General features: G+C 72.8%; 16 protein-coding genes. 3 read left to right on the forward strand and 13 right to left on the reverse strand.

The genetic code is table 11. From position 1 onward, the window contains the following. The 3 genes from AB0F81_RS43430 to cobC all read right to left on the reverse strand — a co-directional run. On the reverse strand, positions 1-138 hold a 138-nt coding region (locus tag AB0F81_RS43430; protein WP_360208598.1), incomplete at its 3' end, for an NAD(P)-dependent oxidoreductase. Beyond that, positions 135-1187, reverse strand: a complete 1053-nt coding sequence (gene cobT, locus AB0F81_RS43435) for a nicotinate-nucleotide--dimethylbenzimidazole phosphoribosyltransferase (protein WP_360208563.1) — start codon at positions 1185-1187, stop codon at positions 135-137. The genes AB0F81_RS43430 and cobT, both read right to left, overlap by 4 nt. Further along, positions 1184-2272: an Rv2231c family pyridoxal phosphate-dependent protein CobC gene (cobC, locus tag AB0F81_RS43440; RefSeq protein WP_360208565.1), complete on the reverse strand. Its 1089-nt coding sequence runs from the start codon at positions 2270-2272 to the stop codon at positions 1184-1186. Before cobC ends, cobT begins: the two co-directional genes overlap by 4 nt. Before the next feature lie 59 nt (positions 2273-2331). On the opposite strand from cobC, the gene AB0F81_RS43445 reads away from it, so the two are divergent. Further along, positions 2332-4476, forward strand: a complete 2145-nt coding sequence (locus AB0F81_RS43445) for a transglycosylase domain-containing protein (protein ID WP_360208566.1) — start codon at positions 2332-2334, stop codon at positions 4474-4476. 185 nt (positions 4477-4661) lie between these two features. On the opposite strand, the gene AB0F81_RS43450 is transcribed toward AB0F81_RS43445, so the two are convergent. Both AB0F81_RS43450 and AB0F81_RS43455 read right to left on the reverse strand, forming a co-directional pair. After that, positions 4662-5300, reverse strand: a complete 639-nt coding sequence (locus tag AB0F81_RS43450) for a TIGR03086 family metal-binding protein (protein WP_360208568.1) — start codon at positions 5298-5300, stop codon at positions 4662-4664. 353 nt (positions 5301-5653) lie between these two features. After that, positions 5654-7807, reverse strand: a complete 2154-nt coding sequence (locus AB0F81_RS43455) for a cobyrinate a,c-diamide synthase (RefSeq protein ID WP_360208571.1) — start codon at positions 7805-7807, stop codon at positions 5654-5656. Between the two features lie 136 nt (positions 7808-7943). On the opposite strand from AB0F81_RS43455, the gene AB0F81_RS43460 reads away from it, so the two are divergent. Next, positions 7944-9017: an SURF1 family cytochrome oxidase biogenesis protein gene (locus AB0F81_RS43460; protein ID WP_360208573.1), complete on the forward strand. Its 1074-nt coding sequence runs from the start codon at positions 7944-7946 to the stop codon at positions 9015-9017. Positions 9018-9061: 44 nt separating this feature from the next. Continuing rightward, positions 9062-9484 carry a hypothetical protein gene (locus AB0F81_RS43465; protein ID WP_360208576.1) on the forward strand — a complete coding sequence of 141 codons (423 nt, stop codon included), beginning with the start codon at positions 9062-9064 and terminating at the stop codon, positions 9482-9484. Here the strand turns inward: AB0F81_RS43465 and AB0F81_RS43470 are convergent. The 8 genes from AB0F81_RS43470 to AB0F81_RS43505 all read right to left on the reverse strand — a co-directional run bounded on the left by AB0F81_RS43470 (position 9479) and on the right by AB0F81_RS43505 (position 18541). Then, positions 9479-11035, reverse strand: coding sequence for an ATP-dependent DNA ligase (locus AB0F81_RS43470; RefSeq protein WP_360208579.1), 1557 nt, complete (start codon positions 11033-11035; stop codon positions 9479-9481). The genes AB0F81_RS43465 and AB0F81_RS43470 overlap by 6 nt on opposite strands. A 47-nt stretch (positions 11036-11082) precedes the next feature. After that, positions 11083-11331 (reverse strand): hypothetical protein, encoded by a 249-nt coding sequence (locus AB0F81_RS43475; protein WP_360208601.1) that lies wholly within the window; start codon positions 11329-11331, stop codon positions 11083-11085. A gap of 110 nt (positions 11332-11441) precedes the next feature. After that, a complete protein-coding gene (locus tag AB0F81_RS43480; protein WP_360208582.1) occupies positions 11442-12914 on the reverse strand; it encodes an FAD-dependent monooxygenase in 1473 nt (490 codons plus the stop codon). A 13-nt stretch (positions 12915-12927) separates the two neighbouring features. After that, positions 12928-14280 (reverse strand): dipeptidase, encoded by a 1353-nt coding sequence (locus AB0F81_RS43485; RefSeq protein ID WP_360208584.1) that lies wholly within the window; start codon positions 14278-14280, stop codon positions 12928-12930. A gap of 62 nt (positions 14281-14342) precedes the next feature. Beyond that, positions 14343-15425 (reverse strand): M48 family metallopeptidase, encoded by a 1083-nt coding sequence (locus AB0F81_RS43490; protein ID WP_360208587.1) that lies wholly within the window; start codon positions 15423-15425, stop codon positions 14343-14345. A gap of 109 nt (positions 15426-15534) precedes the next feature. Next, positions 15535-17070: a cobyric acid synthase gene (locus AB0F81_RS43495; RefSeq protein ID WP_360208590.1), complete on the reverse strand. Its 1536-nt coding sequence runs from the start codon at positions 17068-17070 to the stop codon at positions 15535-15537. After that, positions 17067-18077: a cobalamin biosynthesis protein gene (locus AB0F81_RS43500; protein WP_360208593.1), complete on the reverse strand. Its 1011-nt coding sequence runs from the start codon at positions 18075-18077 to the stop codon at positions 17067-17069. Before AB0F81_RS43500 ends, AB0F81_RS43495 begins: the two co-directional genes overlap by 4 nt. After that, the gene (locus tag AB0F81_RS43505) at positions 18074-18541 is read right to left on the reverse strand and encodes a hypothetical protein (protein ID WP_360208595.1); all 468 of its coding nucleotides are present in this window, start codon (positions 18539-18541) and stop codon (positions 18074-18076) included. The genes AB0F81_RS43500 and AB0F81_RS43505 overlap by 4 nt, the downstream gene beginning before the upstream one ends. Positions 18542-18707 lie beyond the last annotated feature (166 nt).

Here is an 18707-nt window from a genome sequence, read left to right on the forward strand (position 1 = left end):
CGTCAGCTCGGGCGCCACGATCTCCACCTGGGCGCCCGCCGCGATCAGCGCGGGCACCCGGCGGGTGGCGACCGTGCCGCCGCCGACCACCAGCACGCGGCGCCCGGCGATGCGCAGGGCCAACGGATAGAGGCTCACTTCTCCGACACTCCCGCTGAATCGAACGTCGCCACCTCGCGCAGCACGCGGACCGCGGCCGACACGACGGGCAGGGCCAGCACCGCGCCGCTGCCCTCGCCCAGGCGCATGCCCAGGTCGAGCAGCGGCTCCAGGCCGAGATGGGCGAGCGCGACGCTCGCGCCCGGCTCGGCCGAGCGGTGCCCGGCGACCATGGCGGCCACCGAGTCCGGGGCGAAGGCGGCCGCGGTCACCGCCGCCGACACGGCGATGACGCCGTCGACGATCACCGGGACACGCCGGGCGGCCGCGCCGAGGATGAAACCGGTCAGCGCGGCGTGCTCCAGACCGCCGACGGCGGCGAGCACCCCGAGCGGGTCGGCCGGGTCCGGCACGTGCCGCTCCAGGGCGGCGGCGACCACCTCGGTCTTGTGCGCCAGCATCGCGTCGTCGATGCCGGTGCCGCGGCCGGTGACGGCGCCCGCCCCGGCGCCGCTGAAGACCGCGATCAACGCCGCGGCCGGTGTCGTGTTGGCGATGCCCATGTCGCCCGTGAGCAGCGCTTTCGCTCCCTGGTCGACCAGCGTCTCGGCGACCTGGATGCCGAGTTCGACGGCGGCCAGGGCCTCCTCGCGGGTCAGCGCGGCGGTGACGGTCATGTCCCGGGTGCCGCGGCGCACGTTCGCCTCCAGCAGGTTGGCGCCGCCGTGCAACGGGATCGCGACGCCGACGTCGACCACCATGACGTCCGCCCCGGTCTCCCGGGCGAAGGCGTTGACCACCGCGCCGCCGGCCACGAAGTTCGCCACCATCTGCGCGGTGACCTCCTGCGGCCAGGGCGACACTCCCTGGGCGTGCACGCCGTGGTCGCCGGCGAAGACCGCGACCGTGGCCGGCGCGGGCATCGGCGGCGGGCAGGTGCCGGCCAGACCGGCCAGGCGGATCGACAGCTCCTCGAGGGCGCCCAGCGAACCGGCCGGCTTGGTCAGGCGTGCCTGCAACTCGCGGGCGGCGGTCATCGCCCGCTCGTCGGCGGGCCGGATGGCCGCCAGGGTCGTCTCCAGCGTCACGGTCGCTCCTCGATCACTTCGGTCAGAGTCTGCACGAATCCGTCGGTGGTGGCAGTGTCGCGCACCGCAATCCGCAACCATTGCGGGCCCAGCCCCGGGAAGGTGTCGCCACGGCGCACCGCGTAGCCACGTTCGCGCAGCTCAACGCGGATCTGATCGGCGTGCGGCAGGCGTACCGAAACGAATGCGGAGGCCGGGTCGCCGGCAACCGTGACGCTCGGCACGTGCCGCAGCCGGTCCACCAGGTGGGCACGATCGGCCGCGAGCCGCGCTGCGATCTCGCGTTCCGCGGCGATCGCGACCGGCGAGGCACACGCGGCCGCCGCGGCGAGCGCGGGCGTGGAGACCGCCCAGAGCGGCTGCGCGGCGGCCAGCCGCGGCAGCAGATCCGCCGGACCGATCAGGTAGCCGATGCGCAGGCCGGCCAGGCCCCAGGTCTTGGTCAGGCTGCGCAGCACCACCAGGCCGGGCAGGTCACGGCGCTCGGCGAGCGACTCCGGCTCGCCCGCCACGCCGGGCCGGTAGGTGGTGTCGGCGAACGCCTCGTCGACCACCAGCACCCGCCCGGGCCGGGCCAGGGCGGCCACGTCGGCGGCCGGGTGCAGCACCGACGTCGGGTTGGTCGGGTTGCCGACGAAGACCAGCTCGGAATCCTCCGGCACCAGTGCCGGGTCGAGGCGGAAGCCGTCCTCTTCGCGCAGCAGCACCCGCTCGACCTCATGACCGGCATTGATCAGCGCGGCCTCCGGCTCGGTGAACTGGGGGTGCACCACGATCGGGCGACGGGCACCCCGCAAGGCCTGCGCGAGCAGCACGAACGCCTGCGCGGCGCCCGCGGTGAGCAGGACCTCGGCCGGGTCGCGGCGGTGCCGCGCGGCCACGGCCGCGGTCGCGGCAGACCCCTCGGGGTACGCGGAAAGCCTGGTCAGCGACTCGGCGATCGGTTCCGCCAGCCACCCGGGCATGGCCTGGTGCCGCACGTTGACCGCGAGATCGATCAGGCCCGCCCCCACCTCGGCGTCGCCGTGATGATCGAGATCGAACGTCATGAGCTCAGCATGCCGGACGCTCTTCCGGGGTCTCATGTCGGCCGCACTTCGGCCGTTTTGGGGGAACGTGAAGGCATTTGTCATACCTTCGAAGAGTGACGAGCCGACGCCACACCGTAGCCGGAAGAGTCGCCCTCCTGATCCGAGCCGGGCTTATCGCGGGCCTGGTCATCGCCGGCCTCTCCTATCCCCTGGCCGCCCTGGCCGGGATGGGGGTCAAGGCCGGCACCGACGCACTCGAGAACATGCCCGAAGAACTCACGGAGGTGCCCCCCGCACAGACCACCTACGTTTACGCCAACGACGGCAAGACCCTGCTCACCATGTTCTACGAGGAACATCGCAAGCAGGCGTCGCTGAAACACATGTCGCCCTACATCACCAAGGCGATCATCGCCTCCGAGGACTCGCGTTTCTACGACCACAACGGTGTCGACGCCAAAGGCGTGGCCCGCGCCTTCGTCGCCAACCAGAAAGCCGGCGGCGTCTCCCAGGGCGCGTCGACGCTCACCATGCAGTACGTCCGGATGGCGCTGCGCGACGGCGCCAAGACCCCCAAGCAGGCGCTCGAGGCCACCGAACAGACCGCCGCACGCAAACTGCGTGAGATGCGGCTCGCCATCGAGGTGGAGCAGCGGCTCAGCAAGGACCAGATCCTGGAGCGTTACCTGAACGCCGCCTATTTCGGGCACCGCGCTTACGGGATCCACGCGGCCAGCGAGGTCTTCTTCTCCAAGACGCCGCAAGACCTCACGCTGACCGAGGCGGCCCTGCTCGCCGGGCTGGTCAAGGCGCCGTCGGCCTACGACCCGGCGACCAAGGACCAACGGGCGGCCCTGCAGCGGCGCAATTACGTCATCGACCAGATGGCCAAGATGGGCTCGATCACGCCCGAGGAGTCGGCCGCCGCCAAGAAGACCGAGATCGACCTGCAGTTGAGCGAGCCGCCGAACGACTGCGTCTCGGTCTCCCGCAAGCACAACGACTGGGGCTTCTTCTGCGATTACTTCAAGAGCTGGTGGCGGGAACAGGCCGCCTTCGGCGCCACCCCGCAGGACCGCGAGGAAAACCTGCGGCGCGGCGGTTACCGCGTCATCACCTCCCTCGACCCCAAGATCCAGAAGTACGCGATGAAGCACGTCCTCGCGAAGGAGAAGCGGAGCAGCCCGTTCGCCCACGGGCAGGTCGTCATCGAGCCCGGCACCGGGCGGCTGCTCAGCATGGCGGTCAACCGGCGTTACTCCCTCGACCAGGACGACAACGGCCGGCACAGCGACCGGTCGCTGGACGACGACGTCAAAGGCAATTACCCGAACACGGTGAACCCGCTGCTCGGCGGCGGCAGCATGGCCGGTTACCAGGCCGGATCCACCTTCAAGATCTTTACGATGCTGGCCGCGCTGGAGGAGGACCTGCCGCTGTCCACCTCGTTCTACTCGCCGCAACGGTTCGTCTCGAAATACATCACCGCGCCGGGGCCGGCGACCTGCGGCGTGCACTGGTGCCCGAAGAACTCCACCGCGTCGATGACCGGCCGGCAAACCATGTGGAGCGGTTTCGGCAAATCGGTCAACACCTACTTCGTGCAGCTCGAACAGCGGGTCGGCGCAGAGAAGGCGGTCAAGATGGCGGAACGGCTCGGGCTGCGGTGGCGCACCGAGGTGGACCGGAGACTGGCCGAGCCGGAGCACGCGTCCGGATGGGGCGCGTTCACCCTGGGCGTCAGCGACGCGACGCCGGTGGAGATGGCGAACGTCTTCGCCACCCTCGCCGCCGAAGGAATGTATTGCGAACCGCTGCCGGTGCAGTCGATCCGCAACCCGGACGGCAGCCACGCCCTCCGCGACGGGAAGCTGATCGGGGCGCCGCGCTGCCACCGGGAACTGAGCGTCAACGTGGCCCGGGCGGCGACCGACGCGGCCCGGTGCGTCACCGGTTACGGCGCGGAGCGCGGCAGCTGCGGCGGCTGGGGCACGTCGGAGATGGTTTACGCGACGCTCGAACGGCCGGTGGCGGGCAAGAGCGGGACCACGGACGGCAACAAGACGGCGTGGTTCAGTGGTTACACCCCGCAGATGGCGGCGGCCGCCTTCGTGGCCGACCCGGACAACCCGGAGCACGTGGTGGGGACGGGCCGGTCGACGATGTCGAAGTTCACGGTGGCGGAGACGCTGCGGGACGCGTTGAAGGGCGAACCGAAGGAGAAGTTCACCCCACCGTCGGACAAGCTGGTCCATTGATACGCCTTCGCTGATGCGGCTGGTCGTGCCGCTGACGCGGTTTCAATGCAGGCGCGGGTCGGCCGTCGCGGGTGCTGTCGCACCTGCGGCGGCCGATCGCCGTTCGCTGCCGTCTCCGGTGGCTCAGGTGTTCGGAGCCGACCATCGCCTGCCCGGCGTCGGTGCCCAGGGCGCGCCCTCCGGCGTCAGCTTCCCGGGCGTTGTGCGCGGGCCGGAGGGACGTCCCGGCCGCGGGGTGGCCGCCAGGCCGGGTCGCGGCCCGCCAGACCGACCGCCTGGGCGAGCAGATCCTCATCCGGGTCGGTCGCCACGACCGGGCCGAACAATCCGGGAGTGCCCTCGGCCGGGCCCTGTGACAGGAACTCGACCAGGATCTCCAGCGTGCGCGGATCGGCCGCGTAGTCCTGACCGGTGGCCCGGGCCAGATCCCAGCCGTGCATGACCAACTCGTTGACCGCGACGGTGCCCATCGCGGTGGCCGGCAGGGTCACTCCGCCGGCCTGCGCCGTGCCGGTCCAGGCGGCCGGATCCTTCCACGCGGTGGACAGCTCCTCGAGCAGCACGGGAAGCCGGCTGCGCCAGTGCGGCGACAGATGCTCGGCGGACGGCTCCGGAGGTGGGCCGTCGGTGCCGGGAGTGCCGGTGCGTTTGCGAGCCGTCTGGGTGAACGCGAACGCCAGTCCCATCAAATGGTCCAGCAGGGCCGCCACCGACCAGCCCGGACATGGGGTGGGCGCGGTGAGGTCACCATCGTCGACGCCGAGCAGCAGGGCTCGGATGCGGCGAACCGGCGGGTCGAGATCCAGCGGCACACGGTCGGCCACGATGCCCTCCTACGGTTGTCGTATGCCTCACGGTACGAGGGGGGTACGACAGTTTCCGGATGGCGAATCGGCTTTCGCACGCTGGGCGGCTTCCGGCGGGGAAAGCCGGTGGCGGGCACCTTGTTGACGGCCGCTGCGATGACGTCCGGCGCGTGGGCGGCGGCGTCAGCTGGCCCGATGGCCCGCCGGGAGCGCCGGACTCAGAACAGGAACCGAGGCTGCCGCCTGCTGGGCATGAGCCAGTGATTCAGGAGCCGGGCCGCCGCCGGCTGTCCAGGAGCCAGGGCCGCCGCCGGCTGTCCATGAACCGGGTCACCGGTGACTGGCCATCAATGGAGGCCGCCGGCGGCTGGTCAGGAGTGGACCGGGATGTCCGCGGTCGGGCGGCTGTCCGGGCTGTCGGGCATCCCCGGGCCGGAGCCGGGCGCGGCGCCTGGAGCGGGCACCTGGCCGCCGGGGCCGGGCGGCATCCCGGGACCGGGCATCCCCGGACCGGGCATCCCCGGACCGGATGGCATGCCCTGCGCCGAGCCGGGACCGGACGGCATACCCGGACCTGACGGCATGCCCTGAGAGGGGCCAGCGCCAGGCGGCATGCCAGCAGGACCGGGACCGGACGGCATTCCTTGCGCCGGGCCCGAGCTGGGCGGCAGGCCCTGCGTGGGACCGGAGCCCGGCGGCAGGCCCTGCGTGGGGCCGGAGCCGGACGGCATCCCTGGGCCGGAAGGCATGCCTTGGGCCGGGCCGGAGCCGGGCGGCATCCCTGGGCCGGAAGGCATGCCTTGGGCCGGGCCGGAGGGCATGCCCGGCCCCGAGCCGGGGCCGGACGGCATCGCCATCGGGTTGGCGGGGTGCGGCGGCATCGGGCCGAGCGGGCCGGCGGGAGCACCCGGGAAGCCGCCGGACGGTCCCTGCGGGCCGGAGAACGCGCTGGGCGGACCGGACGGGCCGGTGGAAACCGGCTGCCCGGCCGCCGGCACGACGGGGCTCGGCGGCATCGCCGGGCTGGGCGGCATCGCCGGTGGCATCGCGGGCGGCATCGCCGGGCTCGGCGGAGTCACCGGGCTGGGCGGCATCGGCTGGTTCGGCGGCATACCGGAGCCCGGCGCCTGAGCGGGCGACATGCCCGGCCCCTGACCCATGCCGGCGCCCGGCCCGCCCGAGGCACCGGACTGCGGACCGGCGAGGGCCGCCGCGACCAGCCGGTTCGCGATCTCCGGAGCCGCCGCCCAGTGCAGGCCGAGCTGGGACGCGTGCACCTGCCGCCAGACGAAGCCCTCCGGGTTGCCGCCGGACCAGGTCCACGCGGGGTTGGCGCCGGCACGTGGGGTGACGATCGCCCGGTGGTGCTTGTAGCCGGTGATGCGGGCCCCGGCCGGCGCGAGCACCGAGGTGCCCGGCGCGGTGGCCTCGCGGTATCCGGCCACGGTCTGCTCGCCGGTGGTGGCGGTCGCGTCCAGGACACCGGACATCGGGCGACCGTCGAGTTCGCGACCGAGCCACGGCAGGGCGATGCCCTCGGCCACGACGGGCCAGCCGTCCCGGGCGAACTGGGCGACATCAGCACTGAGCCGGTGGTTGGCGGAGAGCTCCTCGGCGTACCCCTCCGGCAGGCCTGCCCCCACGATGAGCGCCCGCGTACCCGGTGGGAGGTTTTCGTCGCGCAACGGGTCGACGACCGCGACGTCCGCGCCGGCCGCGGTGAGCAGTTCGGCGGTCTCCACGTAGGTGTAGGGCGCGCCCTGGCCGCCGGCCAGGGCGATCAGCGGGCGCTGGTCGAACTGCTCGCCGCCGATCGCCTCGGCCGGCGTCCAGATCGGGCCGGGCAGCGACGGCGCGGAGCCGGCCAGCGCCATCAGCCGGTCCATGTCGAGCATGCCGGCGACCGCCTCGCCGAGTCGGCGCACCGCCCGCCCGGCCTCGACGGTGCGGTGCGCGACCGGGACCAGGCCGTGCACCCGGCCCGGCAGCACGTTCGGCAGGTCACCGCGGTGTAGCGCGCCCAGCACCGGCATGCCGATGTCGTCCATGGCGCTGCGCAGCATCTGCTCGTGCCGCTGCGAGGCGACCCGGTTCAGGATGACGCCGCCCAGGTGCACCATCTCGTCGAACATCCGGAAGCCGTGCACCAGCGCGGCGAGCGAGTGGCCCATCGCGGCCACGTCCACCACCAGCACGACCGGGGCACGCAGCGAGGCGGCGACGGCTGCGGTGCCGTCCACCTCGGGCTGGCCGGTGAGGCTGTCGAACAACCCCATCGCGCCCTCGATGACGGACAGCTGCGCGCCGGACGCGCCGTGCGCGAACAGCGGCGCGACGCGCTGCGCGCCGACCAGGCGTGGGTCCAGGTTGCGGCCCGGGCGTCCGGCGGCCATCCCGAGGTACGCCGCGTCCGTGTGATCCGGGCCGACCTTGAAGCCCGCGGTCGGGACACCGCGCGCCGTCAACGCGGCGAGCAGCCCGACAGCGATCGCGGTCTTGCCGTGGCCCGACGACGGCGCGCTCACGACCAGACGAGGCTGGGCGGTGATCAATGTCTCCCCCGAGGATTCCGCAGACGGCAGCCACGTGGTAGTGCCCGCCGGAAGTCGCACACTACCTGGCTGCGGCGGGTAGCACCGCCTGGCCAGGTAGCCTCGGGGCGTGTATCGGTTCCTGCTGACGCCCCGGTGGATCGCCGCGGCCGCGCTCACCGTCGCCGCCGCGATCGTGATGGTGATGCTCGGCAACTGGCAGCTGGACCGCTACCACGAACGTTCCGAGATCAACGAACGGATCGACTCGGCGAACGCCGCGCCGGCCGTCCCGCTGGCCTCGGTGCTCGCCGCGCCGACCGCCGCCGGCACCCCCGGCGCGGCCCCCGGCAAGTCCCTGGCCTGGACAAAAGTCACGATCACCGGTCGGTATGACGCGGCGCACGAGATCCAGGCCCGGGGCCGCACGGTGGGCAGCAAGGTGGGCTTCGAGATCGTCACACCGCTGGTGCTCGACGACGGCACCGCGGTCCTCGTCGACCGCGGGTGGGTGCCCGCGCCGGCCGGCGGGGCGCTCGCCTCGCCCGAGGTTCCACCCGCCCCGACCGGCACGGTGACGGTCGAGGGGCAGATTCACCTGTCGGAAAGTCGACCCGCCGCGGTGGAACGCCGAGATGGGCGACTTGACACCCGCCGCCTCAATCTGCCGCGGCTCGCGACCGAGCTGCCGTTCCCGGTCTACGGGGCCTACGTGTTGCTGTCGTCACAGACGCCGGCCGCCGACCCGGCGTTCGTCGCGGTGCCGATCCCGCACGAGGACGCCTGGCAGAACGGCGGCTACGCGGTCCAGTGGTGGATCTTCGCCGTGATGGTCTTCTTCCTGTACGGATGGCAGGCCCGCCGGGAGGCACACGGCGTGGACGCGCCCGCCGGGTCGAAGCCGGCCGCTCCGGTCCGCCGCGACCAGCGCCCGCGCGACCGTGTCGAGGCCGCGGACCAGCGCCGCGCCCAGACTCCGCGTGACCGCGTCGAGGAAGCGGACCAGCGGCGCGCCCAGGCCCCGCGTGACCGCGTCGAGGAAGCGGACCAGCGCCGCGCCCAGGCCCCGCGTGACCGCGTCGAGGAAGCGGACCAGCGCCGCGCCCAGGCCCCGCGTGACCGCGTCGAGGAAGCGGACCAGCGCCGGGCCGCGGCGGCCCGTTCCTCCACCGCGACCGCCGAATCGGCCGACGGCGAGGAATAGCCCGCCGTCTCGCGGCGCCGGACGGCGGCCGTTAATGTCGCGGCATGAGCATTCCGCCGGGTGACCCGTGGAGCGCGCCGACGCCCGCTCCGGTCCCCTCCGCTCCGGCGGCGTCCGGCCCGGTGATCGTCGAGATCGCCGAGATCCAGGTCACGTCCACGGTGGTGCGCACCCCCGTCGGTGACTTCCCGCTGGCCGGCTCGCACTGGCAGGTCACCGACCACTGGTTCGCGCAGCGACGGACCCCGCCGTGGGCCAAGATCCTCGCTTTCGTCGGCATCTGCGTCACCGCCGGCCTGAGCCTGCTGCTCCTGCTGATCAAGGAGTCCGTGCCGCAGGGAACCGTGCACGTCACCGTCACCAGCGGCCCCCGGCAATATGTGGCGCGCATCCCGATCCGCCACGAGGTCGACGCGACCTCGATCAACCAGCAGGTCAATTACGTCCGCAGCCTGGCCGCCCTATAACGCCGCGGGCGGCTGATGCCCGCCGACGGCCCGGACCATGTCGATGGTGTCGGCCTCGGCGGCGCTCTTGTCGTCGCGATAGCGCAGCACCCGGGCGAACCGCAGCGCCACCCCGCCGGGATAGCGCGGTGACGTCTGCACCCCGTCGAAGGCGATCTCGACGACCTGCTCCGGCCGCACCCGGACCACCCACCCGTCGTCGGAGACCGCCAGCTCCTTGAACCGCTCGGTCTGCCAGCGCAGCAGTTCGTCGGTGAGCCCCTTGAACGTCTTGCCGAGCATGACGAATTCACCGGTGCCCGGGTCACGCGCGCCGAGGTGCAGGTTGGACAGCCAGCCGCGCCGGCGGCCGTGGCCCCACTCGACCGCCAGCACCACCAGGTCGAGGGTGTGCCGGGGTTTCACCTTCACCCAGGCGGCGCCGCGGCGGCCCACGTCGTAGGGCGCATCCGGCGCTTTCACCACGACGCCCTCCTGCCCGGCGGCGAGCGCCGCGGCGAACGCTGCCGCGGCCTGCTCAGGCGAGTCCACCTCCTCCCGGCCCACGGTCAGCCCGGCCGGCAGGGTGTCGGCCAGCGCGGCCCAGCGGACCCGGCCCGGCTCGTCGAGCAGGTCGGTCCCGTCGAGGTGCAGCAGGTCGAAGAAATAGGGCACCAGCGCGACCTCCGGCGCGGTGCCGCCGCGACGGGCGCCGCGGGTGGCGGCCCGGCTCGACGTCTCCTGGAACGGGCGGGGCCGGCCGGCCGCGTCGAGCGCCATCGCCTCGCCGTCGAGGATCACCTCGCGAACCGGCAGGGCCCGCACCGCCGCGACCACATCGGGCAGACGGGCGGTGATGTCGTCGAGGCTGCGGGTGAAGACGGCCACCTCGTCGCCGGAGCGGTGCACCTGGATGCGGATGCCGTCGAGCTTGGTGTCCACGATCGCCGGGGTGCCGGTGGCGAGCAGCGCCGCCGCGACATCCGGCGCGCTCTGCGCCAGCATCGGGCTCAGTGGTGTGCCGACCCGAAGGTGGATCTCGGCCAGAGCGGCCGCACCGCCGGTGAGCGCGGCGGACGCCACCTGCTTGAGGTCACCGGCGAGCAGCAGGGCCCGCCGCACCGCGGTGGTGGGCACCTGGGCGGCGGAGGCGATCGCCTCGGCCAGCAGACCCGCCTGCGCGCCCTGCCGGAGCTCGCCGCTGAACAGGCCCACCAGCAGCCGCTGCTCCTCGGCCGTGGCGGCGCCGAAGAGGGCACCGAGCATCTCGCGCCGCCGGGCCTGCGAACCCGCCCCGGAGACGACCGACAACTCGGCGATCGCCGAGTCGACGGCAGCCACCGTCAGGGTGGCCTCGGCGGCGGGCGGTGGCAGGTCACGCAGGCTCGCATAACCCACCCCGGTCTGCCGCTGGCGCAGCTCACCGGCCAGATAGGCGGAACCGGCTGTGATCTCGCCGGGCTCGAGACGGCGCAGGGCATCGGCCAGCAGCTCGATCTTGGCCTTGCGGCCGGAGGTCGCGCCGACGGCCGCCGAGGTGGCAGCTATGTCGAGGAAGCGCACGAGACCCATCCTGGCAGCCGGGTACGACAATCGGGGTGCGGTCGGACCGCTCGTCGTCAGGCCGCTTTCGGCTCGGCCACGCGGAAGCCCTTGGCCCGAACCTCGTCGGCGACCCGCGTCAGCTCGGCATCGAGAGCGCAGAGGACCTTGGAGAGCTCCTCGAGATGGTCTTTGAGGGTGGCCTCGTCCCACCCGGAGACATCGACGTCTCCCAGCGCACGGGCCGCGACACGAAGCCGCGCGATCGACTCGATCCGATCACGAGTCCGGAGCCGGTCGAGGGTGTCTCGCGGGCCGGCGGGCATGGCCCGGACCCCGCGGCTGGATGCGGGAGCACTCATCGAACGCATGTTCGAATCCTAACAGGATTGATCGCCGCCGCCACCCTCTTGATCCGGCCGGGTGACACCCGCGATCAGCGCGCCATCGCGTGCCGGAACCGCTCCTCCGCCTCCCCCGGCTCGGCCCGGCCGGCGACGAATCCGTCCGGGCGGACCAGGTAGAACAGGCCGGGGCGCAGCGGGGTCGTCGGTGCCGGCGGGAAGACGTGGACCGGGATGCCCAGGTCCGGGGCCTGCCCGGCGGTGACCCCGCCGTACCCGTGGATCTGCCAGGCCGCGGCCCGCAGCACCGCGTAGTTGCTGCCGGTCCACGGCAGGCGGCGACCGACCACCGGATCCCGGCGGCCGCTCGTCACCTTCGGATCGAGGCGGTAGTGGATGCGGATCTGCGACACGTACTGGAAGAGGCGGGAGCCGCCGGACGAGCGCGGCAGCAGGCGCACACCGATCGGGGCCAGCAAGGGGACCACAACCCGCCGCAGCAGCCGGAACGGGAGCTGGGTGGAGGTGACGAAACCGAAGAGCCGATCGGTGGTGGCCACCAGGGTCCGGGCGACCGGGCGGCGCTCCGCCTCGTACCGATCGAGCCAGCTGTCGCGGCGCCGGCCGCGCAGCACGTCGGCGAGCTTGAAGGCAAGGTTGTGGGCGTCCTGCAGGCCGGTGTTCATGCCCTGGCCGCCGACCGGCGAATGGACGTGGGCGGCGTCGCCGGCGAGCAGGAACGGGCCGTCCCGGAACGCCGCGGCGACCCGGTGATGCACCCGGTAGGTGGCGAACCACCGGGACCGCTGATAGGTGACCCCGAACTTCTGCCGCATCCGGATCCGCGCGTCGTCCTCGTCCAGCGCGCCGCTGCCGTCGACATCCTGGACCAGGCCGATCAGCCGCCAGTTCGCCTCGCCGCGCATCGGGAACGCGAGCAGGAAGTCCGCCCCGTCCGGGCGGGCGTTGACCGCCCCCGCCACCAGGCCCGCGGCGCCCACCGCGTCCAGCACGAAGAACCGGTGCGGGTTGGTAACGCCCTCGAAGTCGATCCGCCGGGCCCGGCGGACCAGCGAGTTCGCACCGTCGCAGCCCACGCAGAAACGAGCCCGCACGGTGTCGTTGCCGACCTTCGCCTCGATGCCCTCATCGGTCTGCACTACCGCGGTGACCGGGCGCTCCCAGAGCACGTCACCGCCGAGTTTCTGCAGGTTCTCGTAGAGGATCTCCTCGTTGCGGCTCTGCTCCAGGATCTCGATGAACGGGTACGGCGTGACGCCCGCCCCGAGCGGCCCGAGCGGGATCCGGCCGAAGGCGCGCGCACCGAACCCCGGCGCGAGCGCCTCCGCCCGCTGTGCCCCCTCGAGCACCTGATCACCGATGCCGAGCTGGTCGTAGATCTCCAGGCTGCGCGCCTGCACGACCAGCGCCCGCGACTCGCGTGTCGGGCCGTCCTTGCCGTCCGCGACCAGCACGTGCACCCCGAGCCGGGTCAGCCAGTTGGCGAGCATCAGGCCGGTCGGGCCGGCGCCCACCACGAGGACCTCACACGACAACTCGGCCATCGGTCACCCCGTTCTACTTCGTCAAGGTCTCCGCGACGTTCTTCAGGAGCAGGGCCTCGGCGACGCAGACCCGCTCGAACTCACCGAGGTGCAGGCTCTCGTTCGGCCCATGCGCTGCCGAGAACGGGTCCTCCACACCGGTCACCAGGATCGCGGCCTCGGGGAACAGCTCCTGGAAGGTGGCGATGAACGGGATCGACCCGCCGACGCCCATGTCCACCGGCTCGGTGCCGTCCCAGGCGGCGCGGAAGGCGGCACGAGCCGCCTCATAGGCCGGGCCGGTCGCGTCGATCACGCAGGGCGAGCCGTCGCTCTCCAGCTCCAGCGTCAGGTGAGCGCCCCACGGCACGTGCTTCTCCAGGTGCGCGCAGACCGCCGCATATGCCACCTTCGGGTCGTCGCCGGGCGCCAGCCGCACGCTGATCTTGGCCCGGGCCGACGGCTGGAGCGCGTTGGCGGCCTCCAGCGTGCGCGGCGCATCGATCCCCAGCACCGAGATGGACGGTTTGGTCCAGACCCGGTCGGTGATCGTGCCCTTGCCGATCAGCTCGACGCCGTCGAGGATTCCCGCCTCGTGCCGGAACCGCTCCACCGGATAGTCGACGCTCGCGCCCTCCTGGCCGACCAGCCCCTCGACGGCCACCTCGCCACGGTCGTCGTGCAGCGTGGCGAGCAGCCGGACCAGGGTGATCAGCGCGTCCGGCACCGGGCCGCCGAACATGCCGCTGTGCACGGCGCTCTTCAGCACCTTGACCTCGGCGAACATGTTCACCAGGCCGCGTAGCGAGGTGGTCAGGGCGGGCTGGCCGATGTCCCAGTTGCCGGAGTCGGCGATCACGATCACGTCGGAGCGCAGCTCCTCCAGGTGCTCCTGGATGATCGTGTCGAGGGAATCCGACCCGTACTCCTCCTCGCCCTCGACGAAGACGACCACACCGACCGGCAGCTGGTCGCCGAAGGCGCGCAGCGCGGCGACATGCGCCATCACGCCGGCCTTGTCGTCGGCCGCGCCGCGACCGTAGAGCCGGCCGTCGCGCTCCTGCGGCTCGAACGGGTCGCTCGCCCACAGCGCCGGGTCACCGGCCGGCTGGACGTCATGATGCGCGTAGAGCAGCACCGTGGGGGCGCCGGCCGGGGCGGCCCTGCGACCGATCACGGCCGGCTGCCCGCCGTGACGCACGATCTGCGTCTCCAGGCCGCAGCCGCGGAGCAGCTCGGCCACCGCCTCCGCGGACCGCTCGACGTGCGAGTGGTCGAAACCTTCGAAGGCGACGCCCGGAATCCGCACCAACCGTTCCAGGTCGGCACGGACACCGGGCAACTCACGCCGGATCGCGGCGCGCAGATCGGATTCACTCAAGCTCATGCCGCCGATCGTAGGCCGCACCTGTGACAGCCCCCGGCCGGGCAACCACGCGCCGCCGGAGATCAGGCCTCCGGCGTACCCCCGCCGCCGTTGTTGTCACCGCGGGCGCGCCGCCGGGCGTCGCTCGCCCAGTTCATCGCGCGGCCGGCGGCCGAGCCGGCCATGTCGGAGGCGCCGTCGCCGAGCCTGCGCAGCAGGCCGACCAGCGGATCCTGCGACGTGGCGAAATCCTCCCGGTACGCCTTCGCGGCCTCCTTGACGTCCTCGCTGACCGAGGCGTCGCCGTCGGAGTCGCGCCGCGGGTAGTCCCCGGAGACGATCCGGGCATAGGCCCCGGAGTCGATCCATTTGCGCAGCTCAGCGGCGCGCGCGACGGGCACCGGGTGGGTGCTCCAGGCGGTCAGGCCGATCTTGTGGATGCTGTCGCGCAGGTCGCCGCCACCCTCGTATTCCGCGGCCTGCTCCAGGAACGCGGCGGTGTCGATCTGCGAGAGGTCGCCGCCGCCGGCCAGCTTCATCAGCAACCGCAGCGACGCCGCCGGATCCTGACCGGCGAGCAGACCGGCACGGTCGGCGGAGAGCTCGGCCTTGCGCCACCACTCGAGCATCGCCGCGATGATCGCCCGCAGCGCGAACGCGCCCACCGGCAGCCAGCTGATGTTCGCCGCCCAGCTGGTCAGGATCATCATGATGGTCTTGTAGACGGCGTGGCCGCTGAGCACATGCCCCAGCTCGTGCCCGAGCAGCGCGCGCAGCTCGTCGTCGTCCAGCCGCTCCACCGCACCCGTGGTGATCACGATGAACGGCCGGTCCAGGCCGATCGCCTGACCGTTGATCCGCGGATTCTGGCTCACGTAGAGCTCGGGCAGCTCGGCCACGTCCAGCGTGCTGGCCGCCTCGGCATACCGCTGGTAGACCCGCGGATACTGCCGGTGGTCCACCCGGATCGACCCGGCCAGGAACGTCAGGCGGAAACCCCGCTCGTTCCACATGCCGAAGAAAGTCTTCACAATGTCGTCGAAACCGCGCAGCTCACGAAGCGCGGAGAGCGCACCGCGATCAGCGGGGTGCTCCCAGGCCCGCGAGCTGATCCCGGTCAGGGTCACCCGGCGGCGCACCGGCCGGTTCGACTCTTCGGTGGTCATGGATCACCCCGTTCTCGCCGCTGGCGGCGTGGTGGCTACGTCCGGCAATACCCGCGCCCAACGTACGCCCGCCGCGCAACGCTTGTCGTCCGGAGAAACCCCTAGGTGATCAGCCCGCGGGTGCGCCGGGAGGCACGAACGGGAGGTCCGGCGGGGCGCCTTTCTCGATCAGTTGCCACAGCGCATCGGTGTCCAGATGTTCGGCGACCAGGTCACCGAGGACGTCCAGGGCCCGCTCGCGGACCGCGGCGAACCGGGTGCCGGGCGCGGCCGTGAAACCGTGCCGGCCGGCCTGCTGCGCCGCCCGCGTCAGGAAACGGCGGCGGAACTCGTCGGACTCGAACGCCCCGTGCCAGTGCGTGCCGTAGACGTTGCCGGCCACCGCACCCTCCGGCCGCCCGTCCGAACAGCGCAGGAACGGCTCCGGCTCCCCCGCCGTCACCTGACCGTGGTGGATCTCGTAGCCGTGGACGTCCGTTCCCAGCGCCGCCCCGGCCGAGCGGGCGAGCGTCTTGCGCGGAGCGAAAGTGATCTCCACCGGGAGCAGGCCCAGGCCGGGCACCGTACCCCGGCCGCTCTCGACCTCGTCGTGGATGCGCTCGCTGAGCATCTGGAAGCCGCCGCAGATGCCGAGCAGCGGCTTGCCCGCTGCGGCATGGGCCTGGACCGCGGCTGCCAGGCCGGTCTCCCGCAACCAGGCGAGATCACTCACGGTCGCCTTCGAACCGGGAAGCACCACCAGGTCGGCGTCGGCGATCTCGGCCGGCTCGATCGTCAGCCGGACCTGCACTCCTGGCTCGGCGGCGAGGGCCTCCGCGTCGGTCGCGTTCGAGATCCGCGGAACGCGGATCACCGCGACCCGCAGCCACTCGGTCCCCTGCGGCGGGCCAGGACGGCCCAGCACTCTTCCGTACGCGAGGGAGTCCTCCGCGTCTAGCCAGACGTCGAGGTGGAACGGCAGCACACCGTGCACCGGCCGGCCGGTCGCTGTGGTGATCATGTCCAGGCCGGGGCGGAGCAGGCCCGCGTCGCCCCGGAACTTGTTGATCACAAAACCGGCGACCAGCTCCTGGTCCTCGGGGGCGAGCAGCGCGAGCGTGCCGAAGAAGGCCGCGAAGACGCCACCCCGGTCGATGTCGCCCACGACCACGGTGGGCAGGCCGAAACGCCGGGCCAGGCCCATGTTGACGAAATCGCCGTCCCGCAGGTTGATCTCGGTGGGGCTGCCGGCGCCCTCACAGATCACCACGTCGAACTCGGTGCGCAGGTCGGCCAGCGTGGCGTAGGCCGTTTCGGCGAGACGCGGGCGCAGCGAGCGGTAATTGCCGGCAGTGACCGTGTCGACGGCCTCGCCGAGCAGCACGACCTGGCTCGACCGGTCGCTGCCGGGCTTGAGCAGCACCGGGTTGAAGCGGATGTCGGCGGGGATGCCGCAGGCCGCCGCCTGCATGGCCTGGGCCCGTCCGATCTCGCCGCCACGGCCGTCGGGGGCGACCACGACGACCGAGTTGTTCGACATGTTCTGGGCCTTGAACGGGGCCACCCGGACGCCGTTGCGGTGCAGCCAGCGGCAGATGCCGGCGGTGAGCACGCTCTTGCCGGCGTCGGAGGTGGTTCCGGCGATCAGGAGGCCGCCGCCGGTCATCGCACACTCCTGTTCGCGGGGTGCCCGCCCCCAACCCCCACCTTGTTCCCGAGCCGGCGGAGCGCCCCGCGCCCCGCGGCGGCAGCCGCGGCCATCCCGACCGCCACAGCGCCGACCGCGCCCGACACCCGCGCCGCCCGCCGCAGATGCACCGCCGACGGCCGAGGCCCGTCCCCCAGGAACGGCCGCGTCTCACTCCGTCCGAAATAGACGTTGCGCCCGCCGAGCCGCACCCCGAGCGCCCCGGCCATCGCCGACTCGCACTGCCCCGCGTTCGGCGACGGATGATCGTTGCGGTCGCGCCGCCACACCCGCAGCGTCTCTCGCGGCGTCCCGCCGGCGATCGGCGCGACCGCCACCGTGATCAGCCCGGTGAGCCGCGACGGCACGAAGTTCAGTCCGTCGTCGAGCCGAGCCGACGCCGTGCCGAACCGCGCGTACCGCGGCGACCGGTGCCCGACCATCGCGTCGAGCGTGTTGGCCGCCCGATAGCCGAGCAGCCCGGCCGGCCCGAGCAGCGCACCCCAGAACAGCGGCGCGACGACCGCGTCCGACGTGTTCTCGGCGACCGACTCGACGGTGGCCCGGGCGAGTTCCGGCTCGTCCAGGCTCGACGGGTCGCGTCCGCACAGGTGGTTGAGCCGGCCGCGCGCCGCGGGCAGGTCACCGGCGTCGAGGTGGCGTGCCATGATCCGCGATTCGCGGCGCAGCGTGCGCCCGCCGAGCACCGTCCACGTCGCCGCCGCCGTCACCGCCGCGCGGGCCAGCGGCACGGCACGGGTGGCGCGGCCGGCCGCCAGCCCGGCCAGCACGGGCACCCCGACGGCGACCGCGGTGAACGCCACCCCGGCAGCCCGCCCGGGCCGGTAGAGGCGGCGTTCCAGGGCGGCTGTCGCAGTCCCGAACCCGGCCACCGGGTGGAACCGCCGCGGGTCACCGAGCGCGGCGTCGAGCAGGTAGCCGGCGAGGAGCCCGGCCGCGTCCGCGGCCCACGGTCGCGGCGTCACCGGCCGAACGGCGTCAGGTCGAAGGCCCACACGGTCAGTCCCGGCGGCGCGTCCGAATCATCCGGGTACGGCACCGGCTCCAGCTCTCCCCAGGCGATCGAGCCGGGCGCCCGGTCCTCCAGGAACTCGACCACGATGGCCCGCAGGTCTTCGGTGACCTGGTATTCGACCGGGAACGGCAGGTCGCTGGGTTTACGGGTACCCACCGAGCAGCGCAGTTGCCCGGCGACGGCGTCGTGCCAGACGTAGAACGTCGCGGTGCCCCGGTGACCCCCCGCGGCCACCTGGTCACGTAGCACGGCTGCGGTCTCCTCGAACACGGTGACCACCTCGTCGGCGGACAGTCCCATGCGTTCGTGCGGAGGTGCGCCGAACCAGTTGGTGTTGGTCTCCTCGGCCGCCGGGTTCTCCGGCGACAGCACCACCGATTCGTTCACGATGGCGCGGATGTCCTTCAGCAGCACGGGTTCAGTCTGCCGCGTCGGGGTGGCGGTTCCCCAATCGGGCCGCTCCGACTGGTGGCCGGTTGCGACGGCACGATCGGCCCATCCCGATCGAAGGACACCGGCGGCCCGGCCGGGCGACCCCGAGCCCGGGCGGGCGGGCGGGGGGCGGCCCGGCCGGGGGTTC

It is taken from the genome of Actinoplanes sp. NPDC024001 (assembly GCF_040638955.1).
In the GTDB taxonomy this organism is placed as follows: Bacteria; Actinomycetota; Actinomycetes; order Mycobacteriales; family Micromonosporaceae; genus Actinoplanes.